Annotated in this window: 15 protein-coding genes; 4 read left to right on the forward strand and 11 right to left on the reverse strand. The window is 67.1% G+C overall.

Annotation, left to right across the window (positions count from 1 at the left end):
- Positions 1-125: 125 nt before the first annotated feature.
- Positions 126-2,273, reverse strand: coding sequence for a S46 family peptidase (locus IP92_RS25930; RefSeq protein ID WP_371860985.1), 2,148 nt, complete (start codon positions 2,271-2,273; stop codon positions 126-128).
- 169 nt (positions 2,274-2,442) lie between these two features.
- Here IP92_RS25930 and IP92_RS25935 point away from each other — a divergent pair, with 169 nt between their 5' ends.
- The 3 genes from IP92_RS25935 to IP92_RS25945 are packed head-to-tail and all read left to right on the forward strand — an operon-like array spanning position 2,443 to position 4,133.
- A complete protein-coding gene (locus IP92_RS25935; RefSeq protein WP_229418975.1) occupies positions 2,443-2,985 on the forward strand; it encodes an RNA polymerase sigma factor in 543 nt (180 codons plus the stop codon).
- 13 nt (positions 2,986-2,998) lie between these two features.
- Positions 2,999-3,379 (forward strand): hypothetical protein, encoded by a 381-nt coding sequence (locus tag IP92_RS25940; protein ID WP_229418976.1) that lies wholly within the window; start codon positions 2,999-3,001, stop codon positions 3,377-3,379.
- A gap of 28 nt (positions 3,380-3,407) precedes the next feature.
- On the forward strand, positions 3,408-4,133 hold the full coding sequence (locus IP92_RS25945; protein WP_145880789.1) for a siderophore-interacting protein: 726 nt from the start codon (positions 3,408-3,410) through the stop codon (positions 4,131-4,133).
- 127 nt (positions 4,134-4,260) lie between these two features.
- Here the strand turns inward: IP92_RS25945 and IP92_RS25950 are convergent, their stop codons facing one another.
- The 10 genes from IP92_RS25950 to IP92_RS25995 all read right to left on the reverse strand — a co-directional run bounded on the left by IP92_RS25950 (position 4,261) and on the right by IP92_RS25995 (position 19,237).
- Positions 4,261-5,652 carry an efflux transporter outer membrane subunit gene (locus IP92_RS25950; protein WP_229418977.1) on the reverse strand — a complete coding sequence of 464 codons (1,392 nt, stop codon included), beginning with the start codon at positions 5,650-5,652 and terminating at the stop codon, positions 4,261-4,263.
- Between the two features lie 8 nt (positions 5,653-5,660).
- Complete coding sequence (locus IP92_RS25955) at positions 5,661-8,918, reverse strand: efflux RND transporter permease subunit (protein WP_145880794.1); 3,258 nt, start codon at positions 8,916-8,918, stop codon at positions 5,661-5,663.
- Positions 8,915-12,013, reverse strand: a complete 3,099-nt coding sequence (locus tag IP92_RS25960; protein WP_145880796.1) for an efflux RND transporter permease subunit — start codon at positions 12,011-12,013, stop codon at positions 8,915-8,917. Before IP92_RS25960 ends, IP92_RS25955 begins: the two co-directional genes overlap by 4 nt.
- On the reverse strand, positions 12,010-13,485 hold the full coding sequence (locus tag IP92_RS25965) for an MdtA/MuxA family multidrug efflux RND transporter periplasmic adaptor subunit (protein ID WP_145880798.1): 1,476 nt from the start codon (positions 13,483-13,485) through the stop codon (positions 12,010-12,012). Before IP92_RS25965 ends, IP92_RS25960 begins: the two co-directional genes overlap by 4 nt.
- 365 nt (positions 13,486-13,850) lie before the next feature.
- Entirely contained in the window at positions 13,851-14,453 is a 603-nt protein-coding gene (locus tag IP92_RS25970; protein WP_145880800.1) for a hypothetical protein, read from the reverse strand.
- Positions 14,454-14,461: 8 nt separating this feature from the next.
- Positions 14,462-14,788, reverse strand: a complete 327-nt coding sequence (locus IP92_RS25975; protein ID WP_145880802.1) for a YdhR family protein — start codon at positions 14,786-14,788, stop codon at positions 14,462-14,464.
- A 68-nt stretch (positions 14,789-14,856) separates the two neighbouring features.
- The gene (locus tag IP92_RS25980; protein WP_145880805.1) at positions 14,857-15,351 is read right to left on the reverse strand and encodes a hypothetical protein; all 495 of its coding nucleotides are present in this window, start codon (positions 15,349-15,351) and stop codon (positions 14,857-14,859) included.
- A gap of 53 nt (positions 15,352-15,404) precedes the next feature.
- Positions 15,405-15,794 carry a VOC family protein gene (locus IP92_RS25985; protein ID WP_145880807.1) on the reverse strand — a complete coding sequence of 130 codons (390 nt, stop codon included), beginning with the start codon at positions 15,792-15,794 and terminating at the stop codon, positions 15,405-15,407.
- Between the two features lie 49 nt (positions 15,795-15,843).
- Positions 15,844-17,736, reverse strand: a complete 1,893-nt coding sequence (gene sppA, locus IP92_RS25990; RefSeq protein WP_145880809.1) for a signal peptide peptidase SppA — start codon at positions 17,734-17,736, stop codon at positions 15,844-15,846.
- Between the two features lie 13 nt (positions 17,737-17,749).
- On the reverse strand, positions 17,750-19,237 hold the full coding sequence (locus IP92_RS25995; RefSeq protein WP_145880811.1) for a sodium:solute symporter: 1,488 nt from the start codon (positions 19,235-19,237) through the stop codon (positions 17,750-17,752).
- Positions 19,238-19,332: 95 nt separating this feature from the next.
- On the opposite strand from IP92_RS25995, the gene dgt reads away from it, so the two are divergent.
- Positions 19,333-20,550 carry a dGTP triphosphohydrolase gene (dgt, locus tag IP92_RS26000; protein WP_145880813.1) on the forward strand — a complete coding sequence of 406 codons (1,218 nt, stop codon included), beginning with the start codon at positions 19,333-19,335 and terminating at the stop codon, positions 20,548-20,550.
- Positions 20,551-20,554 lie beyond the last annotated feature (4 nt).

Here is a 20,554-nt window from a genome sequence, read left to right on the forward strand (position 1 = left end):
CTCGATGAGGTACCTCAACAACAGGTCAGACAGCATTGAACAGAAGAAGTTCCCCGACTTTGCGCGAACAGCGCCAAAAAAAGCCGCCACCCTCGCGGATGGCGGCTTCGTTGACGCGGCAGCGCTTACTGCTTCGGATACTTGATCGTCATTTCCTTCAGCACGTTGTCGGCGTGGTCGACTTCCTTCATCACCCACAGCATGTAGCGCACGTCCAGGTGGATCGCCCGCGTGATCGCCGTGTCGAAGTACCAGTCCTTCGTGATCGACTCATACGTCGAATCGAAATTCAGGCCGACCAGTTCGCCGCGCTTGTTGACGATCGCGGAGCCTGAGTTGCCGCCCGTCGTGTCGGCGCTGGACAGGAAGTCCACCGGCACGGTGCCCAGCACCGGGTCCTTGAACTGACCGTAGCGCTTCGCCTTGATCTCATCGAGCAGCGGCTTGGGCGCATCGAACGGGTCCTTGCCAGTGTGCTTTTCGACGATGCCTTCGACCGTCGTGAACGGGCCCTTCGTCACGCCATCCTTCGGCGAATAGGCCGACACGGTGCCGTAGGTGACGCGCAGCGTGGAGTTCGCGTCGGGGTACACGGGCTTGCCCTGCGATTTCTTCCACGCGATCACGGCGCTCATGTACTGCGGGATCACCTTCTCCAGGTTGCCCTCGACTTCCTTCGAACGGTCTTCCAGCTTCAGCGCGAAGTCGTTCAGCTTGACGGCCAGGCGGATGAACGGATCCTCCGATTTCTCCAAGGTGGCGGCATCCGCGTCCAGCAACGCCAGGCGGGTCTTCGTGTCGCCCAGCTTGGAGCCGCGGTACAGCGCCGGCACGTCGGCCACGCCCGGCAGCAGCGCATCGAGCCCTTGCGGGTGGAACGCGGCGGGCAGCTTCGCGTAGCGCTGCAGGCCGGCGGCAAAGCGCGCTTCGTCGACGCTGCCGACGTATGACTGCTCCAGGCGGGTCAGGCGCGCCTTGATCATCGCCAGGTCGCGGTCCTGGTAGCCGGATTCACGCTCGGCGTCGGGCTTCTTGCGCTCCAGCGCCAGGCGGTACAGGGTGCGCGCGCTCTTGAACAGGTCGGAATTGGTGGCGACGTTCCACGCGAACTGCTGCTGGTCCAGGGTCATGTCGGCGGCGATCGCCGCATCCAGCTCGGCAAGCATAGCCTTTGACACGCCCGGCTGCTTCGCGTACCAGGCGCGGAACTCGGCGTCCTGCACGTCCTTGATCGCCGCGATGTCCTTGCGCGCGAAGCCGTCCAGCAGGCCCTGCGTCTTCTTCATCCGGTTGTTGATCGACTTCACGACGGAGGCATAGCGCACTTCGTCGTTCTTGCTGTGCTTCGTCGCGGCTGCGATCGTGTCCAGGTCGGCCTGGTACTCGGCCACCGTGGCCGGATAGCTCACGTCGCGGGCGAAGCGGATCTCGGACGGCAGCTTGTAGCGGCTTGTGCGGCCCGGATAGCCGGCCAGCAGGATCGGATCGCCCGCCTTCAGGCCTTCGGCCGAGACGACGAGGAAGTCCTTCGACTTGTACGGCACGTTGTCCGGCGACGGGTCGGCCGGACGGCCATCCTTGCCCACGTACGCGCGCAGGAACGAGTAGTCGCCCGTGTGGCGCGGCCATTCGTAGTTGTCGATGTCGCCGCCGTAGTTGCCGATCATGTCCGCCGGCGCATACACGAGGCGCACGTCGCGGATCATCATCTGGCGGATGCGGTAGTACTCCAGGCCGCGGTGGAACGCCGGCACGGAGCAGCGGTACGATTTGTCAGTCTCGCACTCGGCGATCAGCTGCTTGACGCGGCGCTCGATCGCTTCGTGGCGCTGTTTGCCGGCGACGTTGTCCAGGCCCTTCAGCACGCGCTCGGTGACGTTCTCCACCTTCTCGGTGACGTACACCAGCGTGTTCGGCCCGCCCGGCAGCTCTTCGGCGCGGGTCTTCGCGAGGAAGCCATTGACGATGTAGTTCTTCTCGGCCGTCGAGTTGCGCTGGATCGCGCCATAGGCGCAGTGATGGTTCGTGACGACCAGGCCATCCGGCGACACGAACGACGCGGAGCAGCCGCCCAGCGACACGATCGCGCTCATCGGATGCTTCGTCAGGTCGGCGATCCGCTCGGCGGGAATCTGGATGCCGATGCGTTTCAGTTCCGATTTCAGTTGCGGCAGCTGGTGGGGTTGCCACTGGCCTTCGTCGCCGTGCGCGGCACCGGTCATGCCGGACAGCGCGGCCAGCAGCGCGGCCGGCAGTGCGAGTTTGTTGAACAAGGTATTGTCCTGTAGGTTGTGGAGAGCGGGGGCAAGTATAAAGCCAGACCCGCGGCGTGGAAATGGGGCCGGCCGACGTTTTTTTGCGCCGCGCACGATCGCGCCACAATATTTTCGCGCCTGATCCGTCTATATGGACATGGACACGCCGTACAACCGCAGGATACCGATGACCGAACCCGCCGAAGGCATCACCGACATCGTCGCGCGCGAGCGCAAGCGCCTGTTCGGCTTCATCCGCCGCCGGGTGGCCGACCCGGGCGACGCCGAGGACATCCTGCAGGACGTGTTCCATGAGTTCGTGCGCGCCTGCAGCCTGCCCGAACCGATCGAGCAGGCCGGCGCGTGGCTGGTGCGGGTGGCGCAGAACCGCATCGTCGACCGCTTTCGCAAGCGGCGCGAAGAGCAACTGCCGGAATTCGACGAGGATGACGACGGCATCTACCTCGACCAGCAGCTGCCCTCGCCCGACGGCGGGCCGGAGGCGGCGTATGCGCGCTCGATGCTGCTCGCAGCGCTGTCCGCCGCGCTGGACGAACTGCCCGCCAACGAACGCGACGTGTTCATCGCGCACGAACTGGAGGGCACCAGTTTCAACGAGCTGTCCGCCAGCGGCGGCGTGAACGTGAACACGCTGCTGGGCTGGAAACGGCGCGCCGTGCTGCACCTGCGCGCGCGACTGCAACCCCTGTATGACGAACTTGACTGGTAAGGAAGGTGGAACGATGAGAACTTTCGATGGCAAACGCGGTGGCGACTGGCGCTTCCGCTCGGCGCGGTTCCTGGTGCGGATCGTGGTGGTGATCGCGGTGCTGGTCGCGGTCGTGTGGCTGGTGATGATGCTGTGGAACTGGCTGATGCCCGCGCTGTTCGACGGCGCGCGCACGATCGACTACTGGCATGCACTGGGCCTGCTGGTCCTGTGCAAGATCCTGTTCGGCGGCGGCCATGGCCGCTGGCGCGAACACCGGCGCTGGCACCACATGAGCGCCGCCGAACGCGAGGAATTCGGCCGGCGCTTCCGCGGCCGCTGCCGCGACGGCTACCCGGGCTCCGACTCCGCAACGAGCATGCCTGCCGGCGACAACGGCGGCGACAAGACCTGACGACCTTCTGGCGACGACGATGAACGACATGACGACTCCCCCACCCCCTAGCGCCGGCCTGATCGGCTCGGCGCTCCTGAAACTGTTCACCCGCGCCGCCCGCGTGGTGGACATCGAAGACGCCGGCCCGGCCTTCCGCATCGTCACCCTCGGCGGCCCCGCGCTGCGCAACGCGGCATGGACGCCGGGCGACAAGATCCAGGTCCAGCTGCCCGGCTGGGTGCGCCGCACCTACACGCCGATGCACTGGGACGCCGTGTACGGCCTGGCGCGCATCCTCGTCTACCTGCATGGCGACGGCCCCGGCGCGCGCTGGGCGCGCAGCCTGCGCAAGGGCGACACCTGCAGCATTTACGGCCCGCGCCGGTCGATCGTGCCCGATGGCGCGCCGGTCATCCTGTTCGGCGACGAGACGTCGCTGGGGCTGGCCGCGGCGCTGCGCAGCGACGCCGCGCCAGGCGACGTGCACGTGCTGCTGGAAGTGTCGCGCGATGCCGACGTGCGCCCGGTGCTCGAGCGCCTGCGCCTGGGCGATGCACACATCGCGGTGCGTGAGGCCGGCGAGCGGCATCTGGCGGCACTGCAGGAGCACCTGACGGCGCTGCTGCGCACGCACGACTCGGCGGACGTCGTCCTGTCCGGCAAGGCCGGCTCGATCCAGCACCTGAGCCGCGCACTGCGCCAGCACGGCATCGGCGCGGCACGCCGCCACACGAAGGCCTATTGGGCGCCTGGCAAGCAGGGGATGGATTGAAGATCGGGGTCAGGAAGGAGTGCAGGCTTACAGGCCTGCACCGCTTCGCAGGCGAAGAGCGGTGCTCTCCGAAACCCCTGCTACGCCCCGCCGGGTCTGACCCCGGGGTTTGCCCTGGCGTTGCATCTTAGCGCGGCGGCCCTTCCGCGTGCCACCCTCCGCCTAACGATTGGATCAGCGCCACTGCCGTCGTCTGCCGATCCGCCTGCACCTGGATCAACGCACGCCGCGCATTGAGCGCCGTGACCTGGGCGCTGACGACGTCCGTGTAGTTCACCTGACCGGCGCGGTAGCGGTTCTCCATCTGCTGCTCGACCTGGTCGGCCGCCTCCGATGCCTGGCGGCGCAGTTCCTGCTGCTGGGCCAGCGCGCGCGTGGCGGCCAGCTGGTCCTCGACGTTGGCGAACGCGTCGAGCACGGCCTGCCGGTAGCGGGCGATCGCCGCGTCGCGCGCGGCCTTCGCCTGATCGACGCGGGCAGTGGTCGCGCCCGCATTGAAGATCGCCTGCGCGGCCGACACGCCCAGCGACCACAGGCTGTTCGACGCGTTGAACAATCCGCCCACTTGGCTGTTGCCGTAGCCGTAAGAGGCGGACAGGTTCAGCGACGGGAAGTAGGCGGCGCGGGCAATGCCGATGTTCTCGTTCGCGGCCGCCACGTCCCGCTCGGCCGCGGCGATGTCCGGCCGCCGCTGCAGCAATGTCGACGGCACGCCCAGCGGCACTTCCGGCACGACGATGCGCCACCGCGCCGGCGCCAGTGAGAACTCGGACGGCGCCTTGCCCAGCAGGACGGCGATCGCGTGCTCGTACACGGCACGCTGGCGGACCACCGTCAGCTGGTCCGCACGCGCATTGGAGAGCTGGGTCTGCGCCTGCAGCAGGTCGGACTTCGCGGTCACGCCCGCGTTGACGCGGTTCTGCGTGATCTGCAGCACGCGCTCGTAGCCGGCCACCGTCGTATCGAGGATATCCTTTTCCACGTCCGCCTGGCGCAGGCCGATGTAGTTCGCCACCAGCTCGCCCTGCGCGGACAACCGGGCGGACGCCAGTTGCGCCGCGCTGGCCTGGGCGCTGGCCTGCGCGCCCGTGACGCCGGCGCGCAGGCTGCCCCAGATGTCCGGCTCCCAGCTGCCGCCGATGTCGACACGGTAGTTGTTCGCCGTGCGGGTCGTGCCGCCGCCACCGGAGCGGCCCGCCGACGCATCCAGGCTGACGGTGGGGAACAGCGATGCGCGCTGCTCGGCCACCACGGCGCGGGCCTGCGCATACTGGGCCGCGGCCAGCGCCACGTTCTGGTTGTTGACGTCGATGGAGGCCGCCAGCTCGTTCAGCACCGGGTCGCCGAACAGCGTCCACCACGGGCCCTTCTCGAGCGCATCGGCGGGCGCCGCGGGCGTCCAGCCGGCGGCCTCCTTGAAGGTGGTGGGGGACGCGGCCGTGGGCACCTCGTATCTCGGGCCGACGGCGCAGCCGCACAGCAGCGCGGCGCAGGCGATAGTGGAAAGGCGCAATGTCATCTTGGTCTTCATGGGTGCACGGCCGCCGCCTCGGCATGGGCGCGGCTCAGTTCTCGTTCGTCGGGTTTGCGGGTGCGCAGCTTGTCGAGCAACAGGTAGACGACGGGCGTCGTCAACAGCGTCAAGAGCTGGCTGGCGACCAGGCCGCCGATGATCGCCACGCCCAGCGGCTGGCGCAGTTCGGAGCCTTCGCCGAAGCCGATCGCCAGCGGCAGCGCGCCCAGCGCGGCGGCCAGGGTCGTCATCAGGATCGGCCGGAAGCGCAGCAGGCACGCCTCGCGCACGGCGTCCACGGCGGACAGCCCGCGGGCGCGCTCCGCTTCCAGCGCGAAGTCGATGATCAGGATCGCATTCTTCTTGACGATGCCGATCAGCAGGAACACGCCGATCAGCGCGATCAGCGAGAACTCCATGCGGAACAGCAGCAGCGCCAGCACGGCGCCGACGCCGGCCGACGGCAACGTCGACAGCACCGTCACCGGATGCACGAGGCTTTCGTACAGGATGCCCAGCACGATGTAGATGACGACGATCGCGGCCAGGATCAGCAGCGGCTGCTGGCGATTCGATTCCTCCGCCTGCTTGGCCTGGCCCTGGAAGCTGCCGCGCACATTGTTCGGCATCGCGATGTCGGCCTCGGCCTGCTTGACGGCCTGCTGCGCCTGCGACAGCGTGTAGCCTTCGGCCAGGTTGAACGAGATCGTCGTCGCCAGTTCGCCATCCTGGTGGTTGACGGATGTCGGCGTCGCGCTTTCGGCGAACGTCGCGATGCCGGACAGCGGCACCATCGGTGACGCCGCCGTCGACAGCGCCGAGCCGGTCGCCGTGTCGCGCTGCCCTTGCGCGTTGTTGGCCGACGCGTTGGCGCCGCCCGACGCGGCGCTGGTACTTGTACTAGTGCTGGCGCTGGTGCTCGCGCTCGTGGTGGCCGTCGCCTTCCCCGGCACGTACACATCGCGCAGCGCCTCCGGGCTCTGGGCGAACTCCTGCGCCACTTCCATCACGACCTTGTACTGGTTCAGCTCATCGTAGATCGTGGCGACCTGGCGCTGGCCGAACGCGTTGTACAGCGCGTTGTCGACGTCCTTGACGGACATGCCGAGGCGCGACGCCGTGTCCTTGTCGATCGTCACGAACGTCTCCACGCCGTTGTCCTGCTGGTCCGTGTCGACGTCCGTGAGTTCCGGCTGGTTCTTCATCGAGTCCGCCAGCTTTGTCGCCCAGTTCTTCAGGTCCGCCCGGTTGTCGCTCTTCAGCGTGTACTGGTAAGTCGAGTTGCTGGAGCGCCCGCCCATCCGCAAGTCCTGCACGGGGTTCAGGAACAGCTGCACGCCCGTCACCTTCGCCAGTTGCGGGCGCAGCCGCGCGATCACGGCCTGGCCTTTCACATCCCGCTCGGCGGCCGGCTTCAGGTTCACGAACATGAAGCCGCCGCCGGCGCGCGAGCCGCCAGTGAAGCCGACGACAGTGTCCACCGCCGGGTCCTTGCGGATGATGTCGACCAGCTGGCGCAGCTTGCCCTGCATGGCCTGGAACGAGATGCTCTGGTCGGCGCGGATGCCGCCGCTGATCTGGCCCGTGTCCTGCTGCGGGAAGAAGCCCTTCGGCGCGGCGGCGAACAGGTAGACGTTCAGGCCCACGACGAACACGAGGATCAGCATCACCAGCCAGGCGCTGTGCAGCGCCCAGTCCAGCGCATGCGCATACACGCGCTGCATCCACACGAAGCTGGCCTCGAACGCGCGCGACACGCGGCCCGGCGGTTTGCTCCCCTGCCCGGACTTGAGCAGCCAGGCGCACATCATCGGCGTCGTAGTCAGTGAAATCAGCAGCGAGATCATCACGGCGGCGGACAACGTGACGGCGAATTCGCGGAACAGCCGGCCCACCTGCCCGCCCATGAACAGCAGCGGAATGAACACGGCCACCAGCGACAGGCTGATCGACAGCACCGTGAAGCCGACTTCGCGCGCGCCCAGCAGCGCGGCCTTGAAGCGGTCCATGCCCTCCTCGATGTGCCGCGCCGTGTTTTCCAGCACGACGATCGCGTCGTCGACAACGAAGCCGGTGGCCACCGTCAATGCCATCAGCGACAGGTTGTTCAGCGAGAAGCCCAGCATGTACATGACGCCGAACGTGCCGAGCAGCGACACGATCGTCGCGATCGCGGGAATGATCGTCGCGCGCACGCTGCGCAGGAACGCGGAAACGACCAGCACGACGAGAATCACGGACAGGATCAACGTGAACTCGATCTCGTGCAGCGACGAACGGATTGAGTTGGTGCTGTCCGATGCGACGGACACCGTGATGTCCTGCGGCAGTTGCTCGCGCAGCTGCGGCAGCAGCGCACGCACGCTGTCCACCGTTTCGATGATGTTGGCGCCGGGCTGGCGCGTGACCAGCACGATGACGGCGGGCTGGCCGTTGAACAGGCCCAGCGTGTTCTTGTTCTCCGGCCCATCCTCGACGGTGGCCACGTCGCGCAGGCGGATCGCCGCCTTGTCGCGCCACGCGACGATCAGGTCGCGGTAGTCGGCCGCCGTGCGGCCGCCCGTCGCCGTGTCCGGCGCCGAGTAGATCTGCAGCCGGCGGCCTTCGCTCTCGATGGCGCCTTTCGGCCGGTTCGCATTGGTGGCCTGGATCGCCGCCCGCACGTCTTCCATCGCCACGCCATAGCGGTTCAGCGCATACGGCAGCAGCTCGACGCGCACGGCGGGCAGCGAGCCGCCGCCGATCTCCACGTCGCCCACGCCCTTCACCTGCGCCAGCTTCTGCTGCACGATGTTCGACACGGCCTCGTAGATCTGGCCCGGCCGGCGCGTCGGCGACGTCAGCGCCAGGATGATCACCGGCGAGTCGGACGGGTTCATCTTGCGGTACGTCGGGTTGCTCTTCAGCGTGGCCGGCAGGTCCGCGCGCGACGCGTTAATCGCCGCCTGCACCTCGCGCGCCGCCGCGTCGATCTTGCGGTTCAGGTCGAACTGCAGGTTGATGCGGGTCGAGCCCGACGACGATTGCGACGTCATCTCGTTGACGCCGGCAATCACGCCCAGCCGGCGTTCCAGGGGCGTTGCGACGCTGGAGGCCATCGTGTCCGGGCTGGCGCCGGGCAGGTTCGCCGACACGGAGATCGCCGGGAAATCGACCTGCGGCAGCGGCGACACCGGCAGCACGAAGAACGCCGCGATGCCGGCCAGCGCCAGGCCGATCGTCAACAGCACGGTGGCGATCGGGCGCCGGACGAACGGTTCGGACAAGTTCACGATGCCGCTCCATCGACGGCCACGTTGCCACGGCGATTCCGGAAGCGCTGGCCCACGCGGTCGAAGGCCAGGTAGATCACGGGTGTCGTGTACAGCGTCAGCAACTGGCTCACCAGCAGGCCGCCGAAGATCGCGAGGCCCAGCGGACGGCGCAACTCGGCGCCCTCGCCCCAGCCGAACATCAGCGGCACGGCGGCGAACAGCGCGGCCAGGGTCGTCATCAGGATCGGGCGGAAGCGCAGCAGTGCGGCCTGGTGGATCGCCTCACGGGGCGCCTTGCCTTCGTCCCGTTCCGCCTCGATCGCGAAGTCGATCATCATGATCGCGTTCTTCTTCACGATACCGATCAAGAGGATGATGCCGATGATGCCGATCACGCCCAGGTCCTGGCCGGACACCATCAGCGCCAGCAGCGCACCGACACCGGCCGACGGCAACGTCGACAGGATCGTCAGCGGGTGGATGTAGCTCTCGTACAGCACGCCCAGCACGATGTACACGCAGACGACGGCCGCGAGGATCAGCCACAGCTGGTTCGTCAGCGACGCCTGGTAGGCGCCGGCGGCACCGAGGAACGTCATCGTCACGGAACCGGGCAGCTTGATCTCGTCGGCCGCCTCGCGGATCGCGTCGACCGCACGGCCCAGCGATACGCCGTCGGCCGTATCGAACCCCAAGGTGGTGGCCGGATACTGCGCCACGTGCGTGATCTGCAGCGGCGCCGGCTTTTCGGTGATCGTCGCCACCGCGGACAGCGGCGTCGGCCGGCCACTGCCGGTGCGGATCTGCAGGTCGCCCAGCGATTGCGGCGTCGACAGCAGGCCCGGTGCCGCTTCCAGGATCACGCGGTACTGGTTGGTCTCCGTGAAAATGGTCGACACGATGCGCTGGCCGAACGCGCTGTACAGCGCATCGTCGATCGCCGACGCGGTGATCGACAGGCGTGATGCGGTGTCGCGGTCGATGCTGATGTAGGCCGCGGCACCGGTCGCGCCGGCATCGGACACCACGTTGCGCAGCTGGGCCTTTTTGGCCATCTGGACGGCGAGCTTGTTGGCCCATTCGGTGACGGTGGCCGTATCGGCGCCTTCGATCGACACGCGGTATTGCGTGGGGCCCGTTTCGGCGTCGATCGTCAGGTCCTGCGTCGGTTGCAGGTAGATGCGCACGCCGGGCACCTCGGCCACGCGGCGGCGCAGGCGCTCCATCAGTTCCGCCTGGTCGCCGCGGTCCGCCTTCAGGTTGATCAGCATGCGGCCCGTGTGCAGCATCGTGTTGTTGGCGGCATCGACGCCGACCAGGGAACTCAGGGACTGTACATCCGGATCGACGAGGATCGCCCGCGCCGCCTGCTGCTGCAGCTCGGCCATGCGCGCATATGATACCGCTTGCGCCGTCTCGATCCGCGCCTGCAGCTGCCCCGTGTCCTGCGTCGGGAACAGGCCTTTCGGGATCAAGAGGTACAGCACGGCCGTCAGCACCAGCGTGCCCAGCGCCACGATCAGGGTCAGCCCCTGGCGGCCCAGCACCCACGTCAGCGAGCGGTCGTAGTGGAAAATGACGCGATCGAAGAAGTGCTGCACGCGGCCGCCGAAACTGTTCGGATCGTCGTTCTTGTGCGACGTGAGCCAGCGGCCGGACATCATCGGCACGAGCGTCAGCGAGACGACGGCCGAGATCAGGATCGTGATCGACAACGTGACGGCGAATTCGCGGAACAGCCGGCCGACGACGTCGCCCATGAACAGCAGCGGAATCAGCACGGCGATCAGCGACACGGTCAGCGAGATGATCGTGAAGCCGATCTGCGCAGCGCCCTTCAGCGCGGCGGCCATCGGCGTCTCGCCCTCCTCGATGTAGCGCGAGATGTTCTCGATCATCACGATCGCGTCGTCGACGACGAAGCCGGTGGCGATCGTCAGCGCCATCAGCGACAGGTTGTTCAGGCTGTAGCCCATCAGGTACATCACGCCGCACGTGCCGATCAGCGAGATCGGCACCGCCAGGCTGGCGATCACGGTGGCGCGCACGCTGTGCAGGAACAGGAAGATCACCAGCACGACCAGCACGACGGCCAGCACCAGCTCGATCTCCACGTGTTCGACCGAGGCGCGGATGCCTGCCGTGCGGTCGGACAGCACGTCCACCCGCAGTGCGCTGGGCAGCCCGGCCTGCAGCTCCGGCAGGCGCTCCTTGATCGCATCGACGGTGGCGATCACGTTGGCGCCCGGCTGCCGCTGCACGTTCAGGATGATGGCCGGCTTCATGTTCGCCCACGCGCCCAGCTTGACGTTTTCCGCGCTGTCGACGACCTTCGCCACGTCGGTCAGCCGCACCGGCGCGCCGTTCCGGTACGCGACGATCAGGCTTTTGTAGTCGTTGGCCGTCAGCAGCTGGTCGTTGGCATTGATCGTGAACGCGCGCGTGGGGCCGTCAAAGGAACCCTTGGCGCTGTTGGCGTTCGCGTTGGAGATCGCGGTGCGCAGCGTATCGAGGCCGAGCCCATAACTGGCCAGCGCCAGCGTATCGGCCTGGATCCGCACGGCCGGGCGCTGCCCGCCGGACAGCGTGACGAGGCCCACGCCCGACACCTGGCTGATCTTCAGTGCGAGGCGCGTGTTGACGATGTTCTGCACTTCCGTCAGCGGCATCGTGTCCGACGTGATGGCCAGGGTCAGCACGGGCGCATCGGCCGGGTTGACCTTCGCATAGACGGGCGGCGCCGGCAGGTCCGTCGGCAGCAGCGAACCGCCCGCGTTGATGGCCGCCTGCACTTCCTGCTCGGCCACGTCCAAGGTCTGGCCCAGGCCGAACTGCAACGTGACGATCGAGACGCCGGCCGCACTGGTGGAACTCATCCGCTGCAGGCCCGACATCTGGCCGAACTGGCGCTCCAGCGGCGCCGTCACCGTCTGCGCCATCACTTCCGGGCTGGCGCCCGGGTACAGCGTCTGCACCTGGATGGTCGGGAAGTCGACCTGCGGCAACGCCGACAACGGCAGGAACTTGAAGCCCACCAGGCCCGCCAGCACGATCGCCAGCATCAGCAGCGATGTGGCCACCGGGCGGCGGATGAATGGTGCCGATGGACTCATTTGCCGGCCGCCGGACGTTCGTTATGCGCCGGCGCGGTGCCCGGTGCAGTATTGGTACCGTCGGCGGCGCTCGGTGCGCTGCGACCGCCAGTTTCGGGCATCGCGCGCTGCGGCGCCTCACCCTGTTCGGCGCGGTGACGGCGCATCTTCGCCGCGTCGCTGCCGACGGCGCCCGGCGCTACGTCGGCCGTCGAAGCAGTCGGCCCACCCTGGGCGCTGCCCTGTCGGCGGCCCTGCCCGCGCGGCTTGTCTCCCGGCAGCGTGACCTTGGCGCCATCCGTCAGGCGGTCCGCCCCTTCCGTGATCACCTTCTCGCCCGCTTTCAGGCCGCTGGCGATCTGCACCTTGTCCACCGTCGCCTGGCCCCGTTTCACCGGGCGCAGCGAGACGGTGCGGTCCTGGTTCAACACCCAGACGAAGTCGCCGTCGGTACCATGGCGCAGCGCCGTGACGGGCACCACGACGGCATCCTGGATCGTGCGCATTTCCAGGCGCACGTTGACGAACTGGCTGGGGAACAAGGTCATCTTGTCGTTGTCGAAGCGGGCCTTCGCCATCACGGTGCCCGTCTGCGTATCGACCTGGTTGTCCAGCGCCGCGAAACGCCCCGTCGCCAGCACGTCGGTGCGGGTGCGGTCGTACGCCTGCGCAGCCAGCGCGGCACCGGTGGATGCGCGGCTCATGATGTCCGGCACACGGTCCTGCGGCACGGCGAATTCGACGTCGATCGGCGACTGCTGCGTGATGACGGCGATGCCGTTCGCATCGCTGGCCGACACGAGGTTGCCGACGTCGACGACGCGCAGGCCCACCCGCCCGCTGATCGGCGCCACCACCTTCGTGTAGCCGAGGTTCAGGCGCGCCGTGCCTTCCGCCGCGCGGTCCGTCATCACCGTGCCTTCCAGCTGCTTGACGAGGGCCGCCTGCGTATCGACATCCTGCCGCGCGATCGAGTCCTGCGACAGCAAGGTGCGATAGCGTTCCAGCGTGAGGCGCGCGTTCTCCAGCTGCGCCTCGTCGCGCTGGCGCTGCCCCGTCGCCTGCAGCAGCGCCATCTCGAACTGACGCGGGTCGATCTGTGCCAGCACCTGGCCTGCCTTCACGAGCTGCCCTTCCTTGAACAGCACCTTCTGCAGGATGCCGGAGACCTGCGGCCGCACGGTCGTCGTCGCGGCAGCCGTCACGGTACCAAGCGCGTCGAGCGTGACGGGCAGCGTGGCCTCTTCGGCCGTCGCGACGCCGACCGTCGTCGCCATGCCGCCCCTCCTGCCCCCTGGACCGCCCGGTCCACCGGGACCGCCAGGGCCGCCCATGCCGGGCCCACCCGCCCCTGGCGCGGCCGGACGGTGCGTCAGGTACCAGGCCAGCGAGCCCAGGGCAAGCATGGCGATCAGGGCGATGATGGTTCCGAGGATGCGGATACGGCGGCGGGGCTTGTTGGGAGGGGTCGTGAGCGCTGCGGGCGAGGTCATCGCTTATCCTTGTTGGCTGTTCAGTAGAGTAACTATGCTTATCAAATCGACTCTATCACAGCGATTTGTGCCGTCCGCGCGGGTTTGCTTACATTTACAGCTTGAAAACAATGCGTTACATGGCGTCCTAGCGCGCCGGGCGGGCCGGAACGTTGATGGCAGGCGTGGAAACGCACGCGGCGCCGGGGAAAGCCGGCGCCGCGGGCGATAAACTACGTTACAAACTCGCTACAAAAATGTGCAGTGGCTGGTTCGGTTGCGGGCTCTCAAGTCCCCCCGCTGCTCGACGAGCGCCTTTTTGCCTCGCGTCGCGAGCAGCCCCCTTCCCCGAACCCGGCAGCGTGTCGACCCGGTCGAAAACTGTCTCATGGGCTTGCGGCGCCGCGCTCGACGGCGTCGAGAAACGCGTTGGCGGTCAGAGCTCGCGCCGTGGTCTCCCGGAAGCTCGCCACTTCGCGCTGGTGGATGGCTTCGAGCGCGTCCAGCAATGCGTTATAGCGGTCGGCCAACGCGTCGTCGTCGAACGCGATGGCACCGGCGGTGATGTCGAACGCGCCGCGCTGCTCGTCGACCAGCGTGAACAATGCGATGGCGGTGGCGATCCACTCGTCCCGGTCCTGGTAAAACCGGGCCTGCCCGGCAAGGCGCGCTTCGAGCCCGCCAACCAGCCCTTGCTGGTACTCGCGCGCCTTCGCGGCCGGCATGGCCGCGAGCGCATCCTTGAACTGCCCCATCGCGGCCGTGGTGAAACCCGCGAACATTTTCTTGTGCTGCTCGTGCAGCGTGCGCAGCTCGGCGAGCGTGTCCAGGGAGCGCCGGGTTCCCTCGGCCGTCGCCATCCGTTCGGGCAACAGCAGCTGGTCCAGCTGCAACGCGGCCTGCGCCTGCCCGTACAGCGCACTGGCATGCTGCGCCATGGCGCCGATCCGGCGCGCCAGCTGGACAAAGGCAAGTTCGCCCGGTTGCATGCCCACCGTCACGCGACGCGCTCCCCGTCCGCCAGGATCTGCTGCGCCACATTATCGACCAGCACCGGACTGTCGAAATACGTGACGACGGCATCGGTGCCGTACTTCCCCTTCACGAACGCACGCCATGCATCCGTGTACATCGCCTCGGCCTCGGCGCGCGAGTTCCACAGGTAGACGCCGCCGGCCGTCTGGCCATCCTCGGACAGCACGTAGTGCTTGCGCAGCAGGCCCGGCACGCCCTGGTAGGTGGGCGCTGTGCCGAGGAAGATCGCCCGCGCCTCGTCGCGCGTGAGCGGGTTCGGCAGCTTGAATGCGGTGGTGACGATGATCATTCCGACCTCATGGTTTGTGCGGATATTGTCTCCGATCGCTGGCTGATCCGATCGGGCCTGGCTGCATGCTACTCCGGAACCGGATGCCCATGGCCAGAAAGCCGGTCGTCCGGCATCCACGGCCAGTCGCTGGGCCTTTTGTAGACCCTGCGGGCAAGGCGGAACTGTTCATCGGTCAGGAAGATGCCGGACAGGTCGTTACCCCCGTTCAGCGCATAAAATTTGTGCGTGGAGTCCGCCAGGTTCGCGTTGACGATCCGGAACAACGCGACCGTGGCGCGCGCCCACGATTCACCATCGTGACCGTGATCCTCCGCATGGATTTGGTGGCGCACGCCGGCCGCCACGACCGCGTAGCCCCCGCCATCGTTGTCCAACTCTTCGACAATCTCGATCGGATGTGCGCAGTACCGCGCCAGGTGTGGAAGCACCTCGCGATAGGCAGCCAGGATCCCCTGCTCTGCCAAGTCTTCCGCATCCAGCGGGAGGATGTCGTCGTAGTCGAACGGCGCCGGATCCGGCGCGCGCACGCCGTTGTACCACGTCTTCAATCGTTCAAGCATCGTTGTCTCTCACAGGGACACGCTGTTGCCGCCCGCCGCCCGTGCCGCGGCCATCAGGCAGCCTTCTGCCCGTCCGGCAACCACTCGGCCAGGTGCAGCAACACCCCCGCCGGATCCCACACATACGTCACCAGCGCGCCATACGGCTCTTCCTTCGGCTCCGCGACGCGAGCATCCGGAAAGCGGCCGCTGTCGAGCAGCGCCTTCACCTGCTCGTAGCACGCACGCGCATCGGCGACGGCCACGTGCAGCATCGTGTTCTCCACCCATTCCTTCGCGTAGTGGTTCTGCAGGTAGAAGCAGTAGTCGGCGTTGGCCAGCAGGGCCAGGCTGTCGTCCTCGTATTCGATTTCCCAGCCGAGCGCCTGGTAGAAGGCCTTCGACTCGGCGAAGTCGCGTGCACCGACGAACGGGCGCACTTCGTGCACTTTCAGGTCGATCATCGTTATCCTTTCCGAAGGCGACGGGGTGCGGCCCCGTCGCACGTCAAATTCACTCAGGCGCGCCGCACAGGCAGTGCGTCAACGCCATGAACGGCTGCTTCCGCGCCGTCATCTCGTTCAGCCAGTTCAGGTCGCGCGCCACGTCGCCCGCCACGCCCAGCGGCATGCCTTGCGGCGTCAGCACCGTCTTGACCTGCTTGGCGATCGCCGCATCGACGATCTCCGACATCGCCTGCGGCGCGCCGAAGAACTCCAGCAGCTTGTCGAAGCGGGTCGTTTCACGCTCGATGTAGACGAGGCGCGGCTCGCCCGCGATCTTGGCGCGGCGTGCGGCCGAGCGCACCGCGTCGCCGAAGCCGCCCAGCGTGTCGACGAGGCCCCGCTCCTGCGCCTGCGCGCCCGTCCACACGCGCCCTTGCGCGACGGCGTCGATCTTCTCCGGCGTGGACTTGCGGGCCTGCGCGGCCTTGGTCGTGAAGTCGCTGTACACGTGGTTGATCGCCGACTGGATCAGTTGGCCGAAGCGCGGGTCCATCGGGCGGGTTGGATTGCCGGCGTCGCCCAGCCACGTGGTGGGTTGGCCGCCGCTGTGGATGCCCAGCTTGCCCATCACCTTGTCCACCGTCGGGAACAGCGCGAACACGCCGATCGAGCCCGTCACCGTGGACGGATCGGCCACCACTTCGTCGCTGGACATCGAGATCCAGTAGCCGCCCGATGCCGCCACGTTGCCCATCGAGACCACCACTGGCTTGCCGGCCTTGCGGGTCAGTTCCAGCTCGCGCCGGATCAGCTCCGAGCCGAACGCGCTGCCGCCGGGCGAATCGACGCGCAGCACGATCGCCTTGATACTGTCGTCCTCGCGGGCCATGCGGATCAGGTTCGACGTGGACAGGCCGCCGATCGAGCCCGGCGCGGCGATGCCGTCGCCGATTTCGCCGACGGCCATCACGACGCCGATCGCATCGCCCGTCAGCGCCGGGTGGTGGCGCGCCACGTAGTCGTCCAGGCTGACCTGGCGGAACGACCTGTTCTGCGCATCCGGCGCGCCGCGCTGGACCATCAGCGCGCGGATCTCGTCGCGCGTCTTCAGGCCGTCGACGAGCTTCACGTTCAGCGCCAGCTTGGCCAGGTCGCCACCGCTCTGCTGCACCAGTGCCGGCAGCTGCTCGATATCGCGGGCGATCGTGCCCGGCGCCAGCTTGCGGGCCGTCTCCACGTCCTTCATGTAGCGCTGCCACAGGTCGTTGTTCAGGAACGATTCCGCTTCCAGCGCTTCCGGCGACGGGCCGTTGGCGATCAGCGGCTCGGCGGCGCTCTTGAAGCTGCCCACGCGCAGCAGATTCACCGTCACGCCCAGCTTGTCGAGCGCGTCGCGGTAATAATTGCGGTACTTGCCGAAGCCGTCCAGCACGACGGTACCCATCGGATGCAGGTACACCTCGCTGGCATGCGCGGCGATCTGGTACTGGCGCTGGTTGTAGCTGGCGCCCCAGGCGACGACGCGCTTGCCGCTGGTGCGGAAGCGGTCCAGCGCGGCGGCGATCTCGCGCTGCATGGCCGGGCCGCCGCCCTCCATCTCGTCGAGCAGCACGACGATGCTGCCGATCTGCGGATCCTTGGCGGCCGTGTCGATCGCACGCAGCACGTCGCGCAACTGGATGAAGCGGCGCACGTTCTCGTCGCCCAGGTTGGCCAGCGCGGCCAGCTTGGCGCCGCCCGGCGCCTGCTCGACCAGCTGGCCGTTCAGGTTCAGCACCAGCGCCGTCTTCTCGCCCAGCGGCTTGACGCCGCCGCCGAACATGGCAACGAGGATCGCGATGACGATCGCGAGGAAAATCAGGTTCAATACGGCGCGGCGGCTTGCATCGATGAAGCGCCAAACGACGCCGAATACGCGGCCAACACCACCACGCACATAGGAAGCAACGGATCGGGACACAACGGACTCCTGTCTACGAAGATGACGAAACTGTATCAGCTTGCACACCGGTCGCGCCACGCCTTTCGGGTGAGGTGATCAGGAACAAACCGGCGAACACGAGGATGCCGTTGATGACCAACAGCTCCAGGCCCAGACGATAACTGCCGAACAACAGGTGCTGCCAGCGCTCCAGCAGCGCGCACAACAAGGGGCCGGCCAGCACGACGGCGGGCACCCAGCGGTCGCGCACGGCGCGGCGCGTCAGCAGCCCGAACGCGAACAGGCCGAGCAGCGGGCCATACGTATAGCCCGCCAGTTTGAGGATCACGCCGATCATGCTGGCACTGTCGATCCACTTGAACACCATCACCAGGACGAGGAACAGCGCGCAGAAGCCCAGGTGCACGCGGTGGCGCCACCGTTTCGACGTGCCCTCGTCCAGCTGGCGGCGCCGCACGCCCAGCAGGTCGATGCAGAACGACGACGTCAGCGCCGTGATCGCGCCATCCGCGCTGGGGAACAGCGCCGACACGAGGGCGATGAAGAAGATCAGCTGCATCGCCGCCGGCAGGTGCTCCATGACGACGGTGGGGAACAGCTTGTCGCCCGTAGCGGTCACGCCGGCCTGCGCGGCATACAGGTGCAGGAGGCCCCCCAGGAACAGGAACAACACCAGCACGATCACGAGGACGAACGTCAGCAGCACCATGTTCTTCTGCGCGCCCGCCAGCGTCTTCACGGAGATATTCTTCTGCATCATCTCCTGGTCCATGCCCGTCATCGCGATCGTGATGAAGGCGCCGGCCACGATCTGCTTCCACAGGTAGCCGGGGCTGTCCACGTTCAGGTCGAACACCCGCGCCAGGCCCGCCTCCTGCATCTGCGCGAGGCTGCCGGCCAGGCTCACGTCCATCCGGTCCAGCAGGAACCACACGCAGGCTACCAGGCCGGCCAGCATGCCGGTGGTCTGCAAGGTATCCGTCCAGACGATCGTCTTCACTCCGCCTTCGTAGGTGTACAGCAGGATCATCGCGAGGATCACGCAGTTGGTGGCCCAGAACGGCACGCCGAGGCGGTCGAGGATCGTCGCCTGCAGGATGTTGACGACGAGGTAGAGTCGTGCCGTCGCTCCGAGGGTGCGCGACACGATGAAGAACGCGGCGCCGCTCTGGTAGGCACGGCGGCCCAGCCGCACGTCGAGGTAGTGGTAGATCGACGTCAGGCGCAGCCGGTAATACAGCGGCAGCAGCACGAACGCGACGACGAGGTAGCCGATCACGTAGCCGAGCGTGATCTGCAGGTAGCCGAAGCCGTCGCGGCCGACGGCGCCCGGCACGCTGACGAACGTCACGCCGGACAGCGTGGTGCCCACCATCCCGAACGCGACGAGCGCCCAGTGCGAGCTCTTGTTACCGATGAAGAAGCTGTCGTTGTTGGCGTTGCGCGACGTGGCCCATGCCACGGCCAGCAGCAGGCCGAAATACGCGAAGATGACGACAAACAGAAAAGCCGGGGACATAGTGCATCCGATACTAAAATCATTCCGGCAGCAATATACACCGCCGCGCGCGCGGCATCGGCTAGAATCGCCGCCAGCATCGAAAGGAGTCCACCATGTACTGTGCCGCCACCAAAGAATACGCCAGGGAGCAGGAAGCGCTCGTCACGCCGCTCGAGGTGCGCGTCCATGCGCAGACGGACGGCCGCGCCGAAGGCCGCGAGGAATGCATGCGCGACTATGCGCGGGTGCTGTACTCCTCGTCGTTCCGCCGGCTGCAGGGCAAGATGCAGCTGCTGGGCGTGGACGCCAACAACTTCAACCGCAACCGGCTGACGCACAGCCTGGAAGTGGCGCAGATCGCCCGCTCGATCGCGGCCGACCTGGGCCTGGAGCGCAGCGTCGTCGCCGAAACGTGCGCGCTGGCGCACGACCTGGGCAACCCGCCGTTCGGCCATTACGGCGAACGCATCCTGGACGAACTGGGCGCGGCGCACGGCGGCTTCGAAGGCAATGCCCAGGCGTTCCGCATCCTGCGCACGCTGGAGAAGAAGCACCACGCCTACGCGGGCCTGAACCTGACGGTGCGCACCCTGGCCGGCATCACGAAGTACTTCTATCGCCGTGCGGAGAACCCGAAGAAATTCCTGTACGACGACGATTACGACTTCCTGTCCGGGCAGCTGGCGCGGCATGGCCTGTCGATCAGGAAGAGCATCGATGCGCAGATCATGGACCTGTCCGACGAGATCGCGTACGCCGCGCACGACCTGGAAGACGCGATGAGCTTCGGCATCATCACGTGGGGCGAGATCCTGCACGAGTTCCGCATCAGCCGCGACTTCGCCGACGCGTTCGAGCCGTTCTCGGAGATCGCCCACGGCGCGCACGCGGAAGCGCTCAAAAGCGAGGCGCAGGCCAGCTCGGAAGAGTATTCGATCGTGCTGCGCAAGGAAATGACGTCGCAGATCGTGCATGAGCTGTGCCGCGACATCGCCGTCGTCGACGGCAGGCATGGCCCGGAACTGGGCTACCGTTCGATGGGCCCGCTGGCGCGCGGCCTGAAACACCTGCTGTGGAAGGCGATCCTGCGCAAGAAGGACGTGCAGCTGTACGAGAAGCGGGGCGAGAAGATCATCCGCGGCCTGTTCGAGGTGCTGACGGACCGCGGCTACAACCGCGACAACGTGCTGCTGCCGCCCGAGCTGCGCTGCCTGACGGACAGCCGCGAACGTCTCGTGATCGACTACATCGCCGGCATGATGGACGTGAACGCGGCCGTCGAATACGAAAAATACTTCGGCAAGGGCAGCCTGGAACGCATCTATGGATGACCAC

Origin of the sequence: Pseudoduganella flava (assembly GCF_007830495.1) — a bacterium.
Classification (GTDB): domain Bacteria; phylum Pseudomonadota; class Gammaproteobacteria; order Burkholderiales; family Burkholderiaceae_D; genus Rugamonas; species Rugamonas flava.

Coding starts and splice junctions, on each gene's coding strand:
- IP92_RS25935 (WP_229418975.1), top strand. CDS start 2,443: ATGACCGAACCCGCCGAAGGCATCACCGACATCGTCGCGCGCGAGCGC.
- IP92_RS25940 (WP_229418976.1), top strand. CDS start 2,999: ATGAGAACTTTCGATGGCAAACGCGGTGGCGACTGGCGCTTCCGCTCG.
- IP92_RS25945 (WP_145880789.1), top strand. CDS start 3,408: ATGACGACTCCCCCACCCCCTAGCGCCGGCCTGATCGGCTCGGCGCTC.
- IP92_RS25950 (WP_229418977.1), bottom strand. CDS start 5,652: ATGACATTGCGCCTTTCCACTATCGCCTGCGCCGCGCTGCTGTGCGGC.
- IP92_RS25960 (WP_145880796.1), bottom strand. CDS start 12,013: ATGAGTCCATCGGCACCATTCATCCGCCGCCCGGTGGCCACATCGCTG.
- IP92_RS25965 (WP_145880798.1), bottom strand. CDS start 13,485: ATGACCTCGCCCGCAGCGCTCACGACCCCTCCCAACAAGCCCCGCCGC.
- IP92_RS25970 (WP_145880800.1), bottom strand. CDS start 14,453: ATGCAACCGGGCGAACTTGCCTTTGTCCAGCTGGCGCGCCGGATCGGC.
- IP92_RS25975 (WP_145880802.1), bottom strand. CDS start 14,788: ATGATCATCGTCACCACCGCATTCAAGCTGCCGAACCCGCTCACGCGC.
- IP92_RS25980 (WP_145880805.1), bottom strand. CDS start 15,351: ATGCTTGAACGATTGAAGACGTGGTACAACGGCGTGCGCGCGCCGGAT.
- IP92_RS25985 (WP_145880807.1), bottom strand. CDS start 15,794: ATGATCGACCTGAAAGTGCACGAAGTGCGCCCGTTCGTCGGTGCACGC.
- IP92_RS25995 (WP_145880811.1), bottom strand. CDS start 19,237: ATGTCCCCGGCTTTTCTGTTTGTCGTCATCTTCGCGTATTTCGGCCTG.
- dgt (WP_145880813.1), top strand. CDS start 19,333: ATGTACTGTGCCGCCACCAAAGAATACGCCAGGGAGCAGGAAGCGCTC.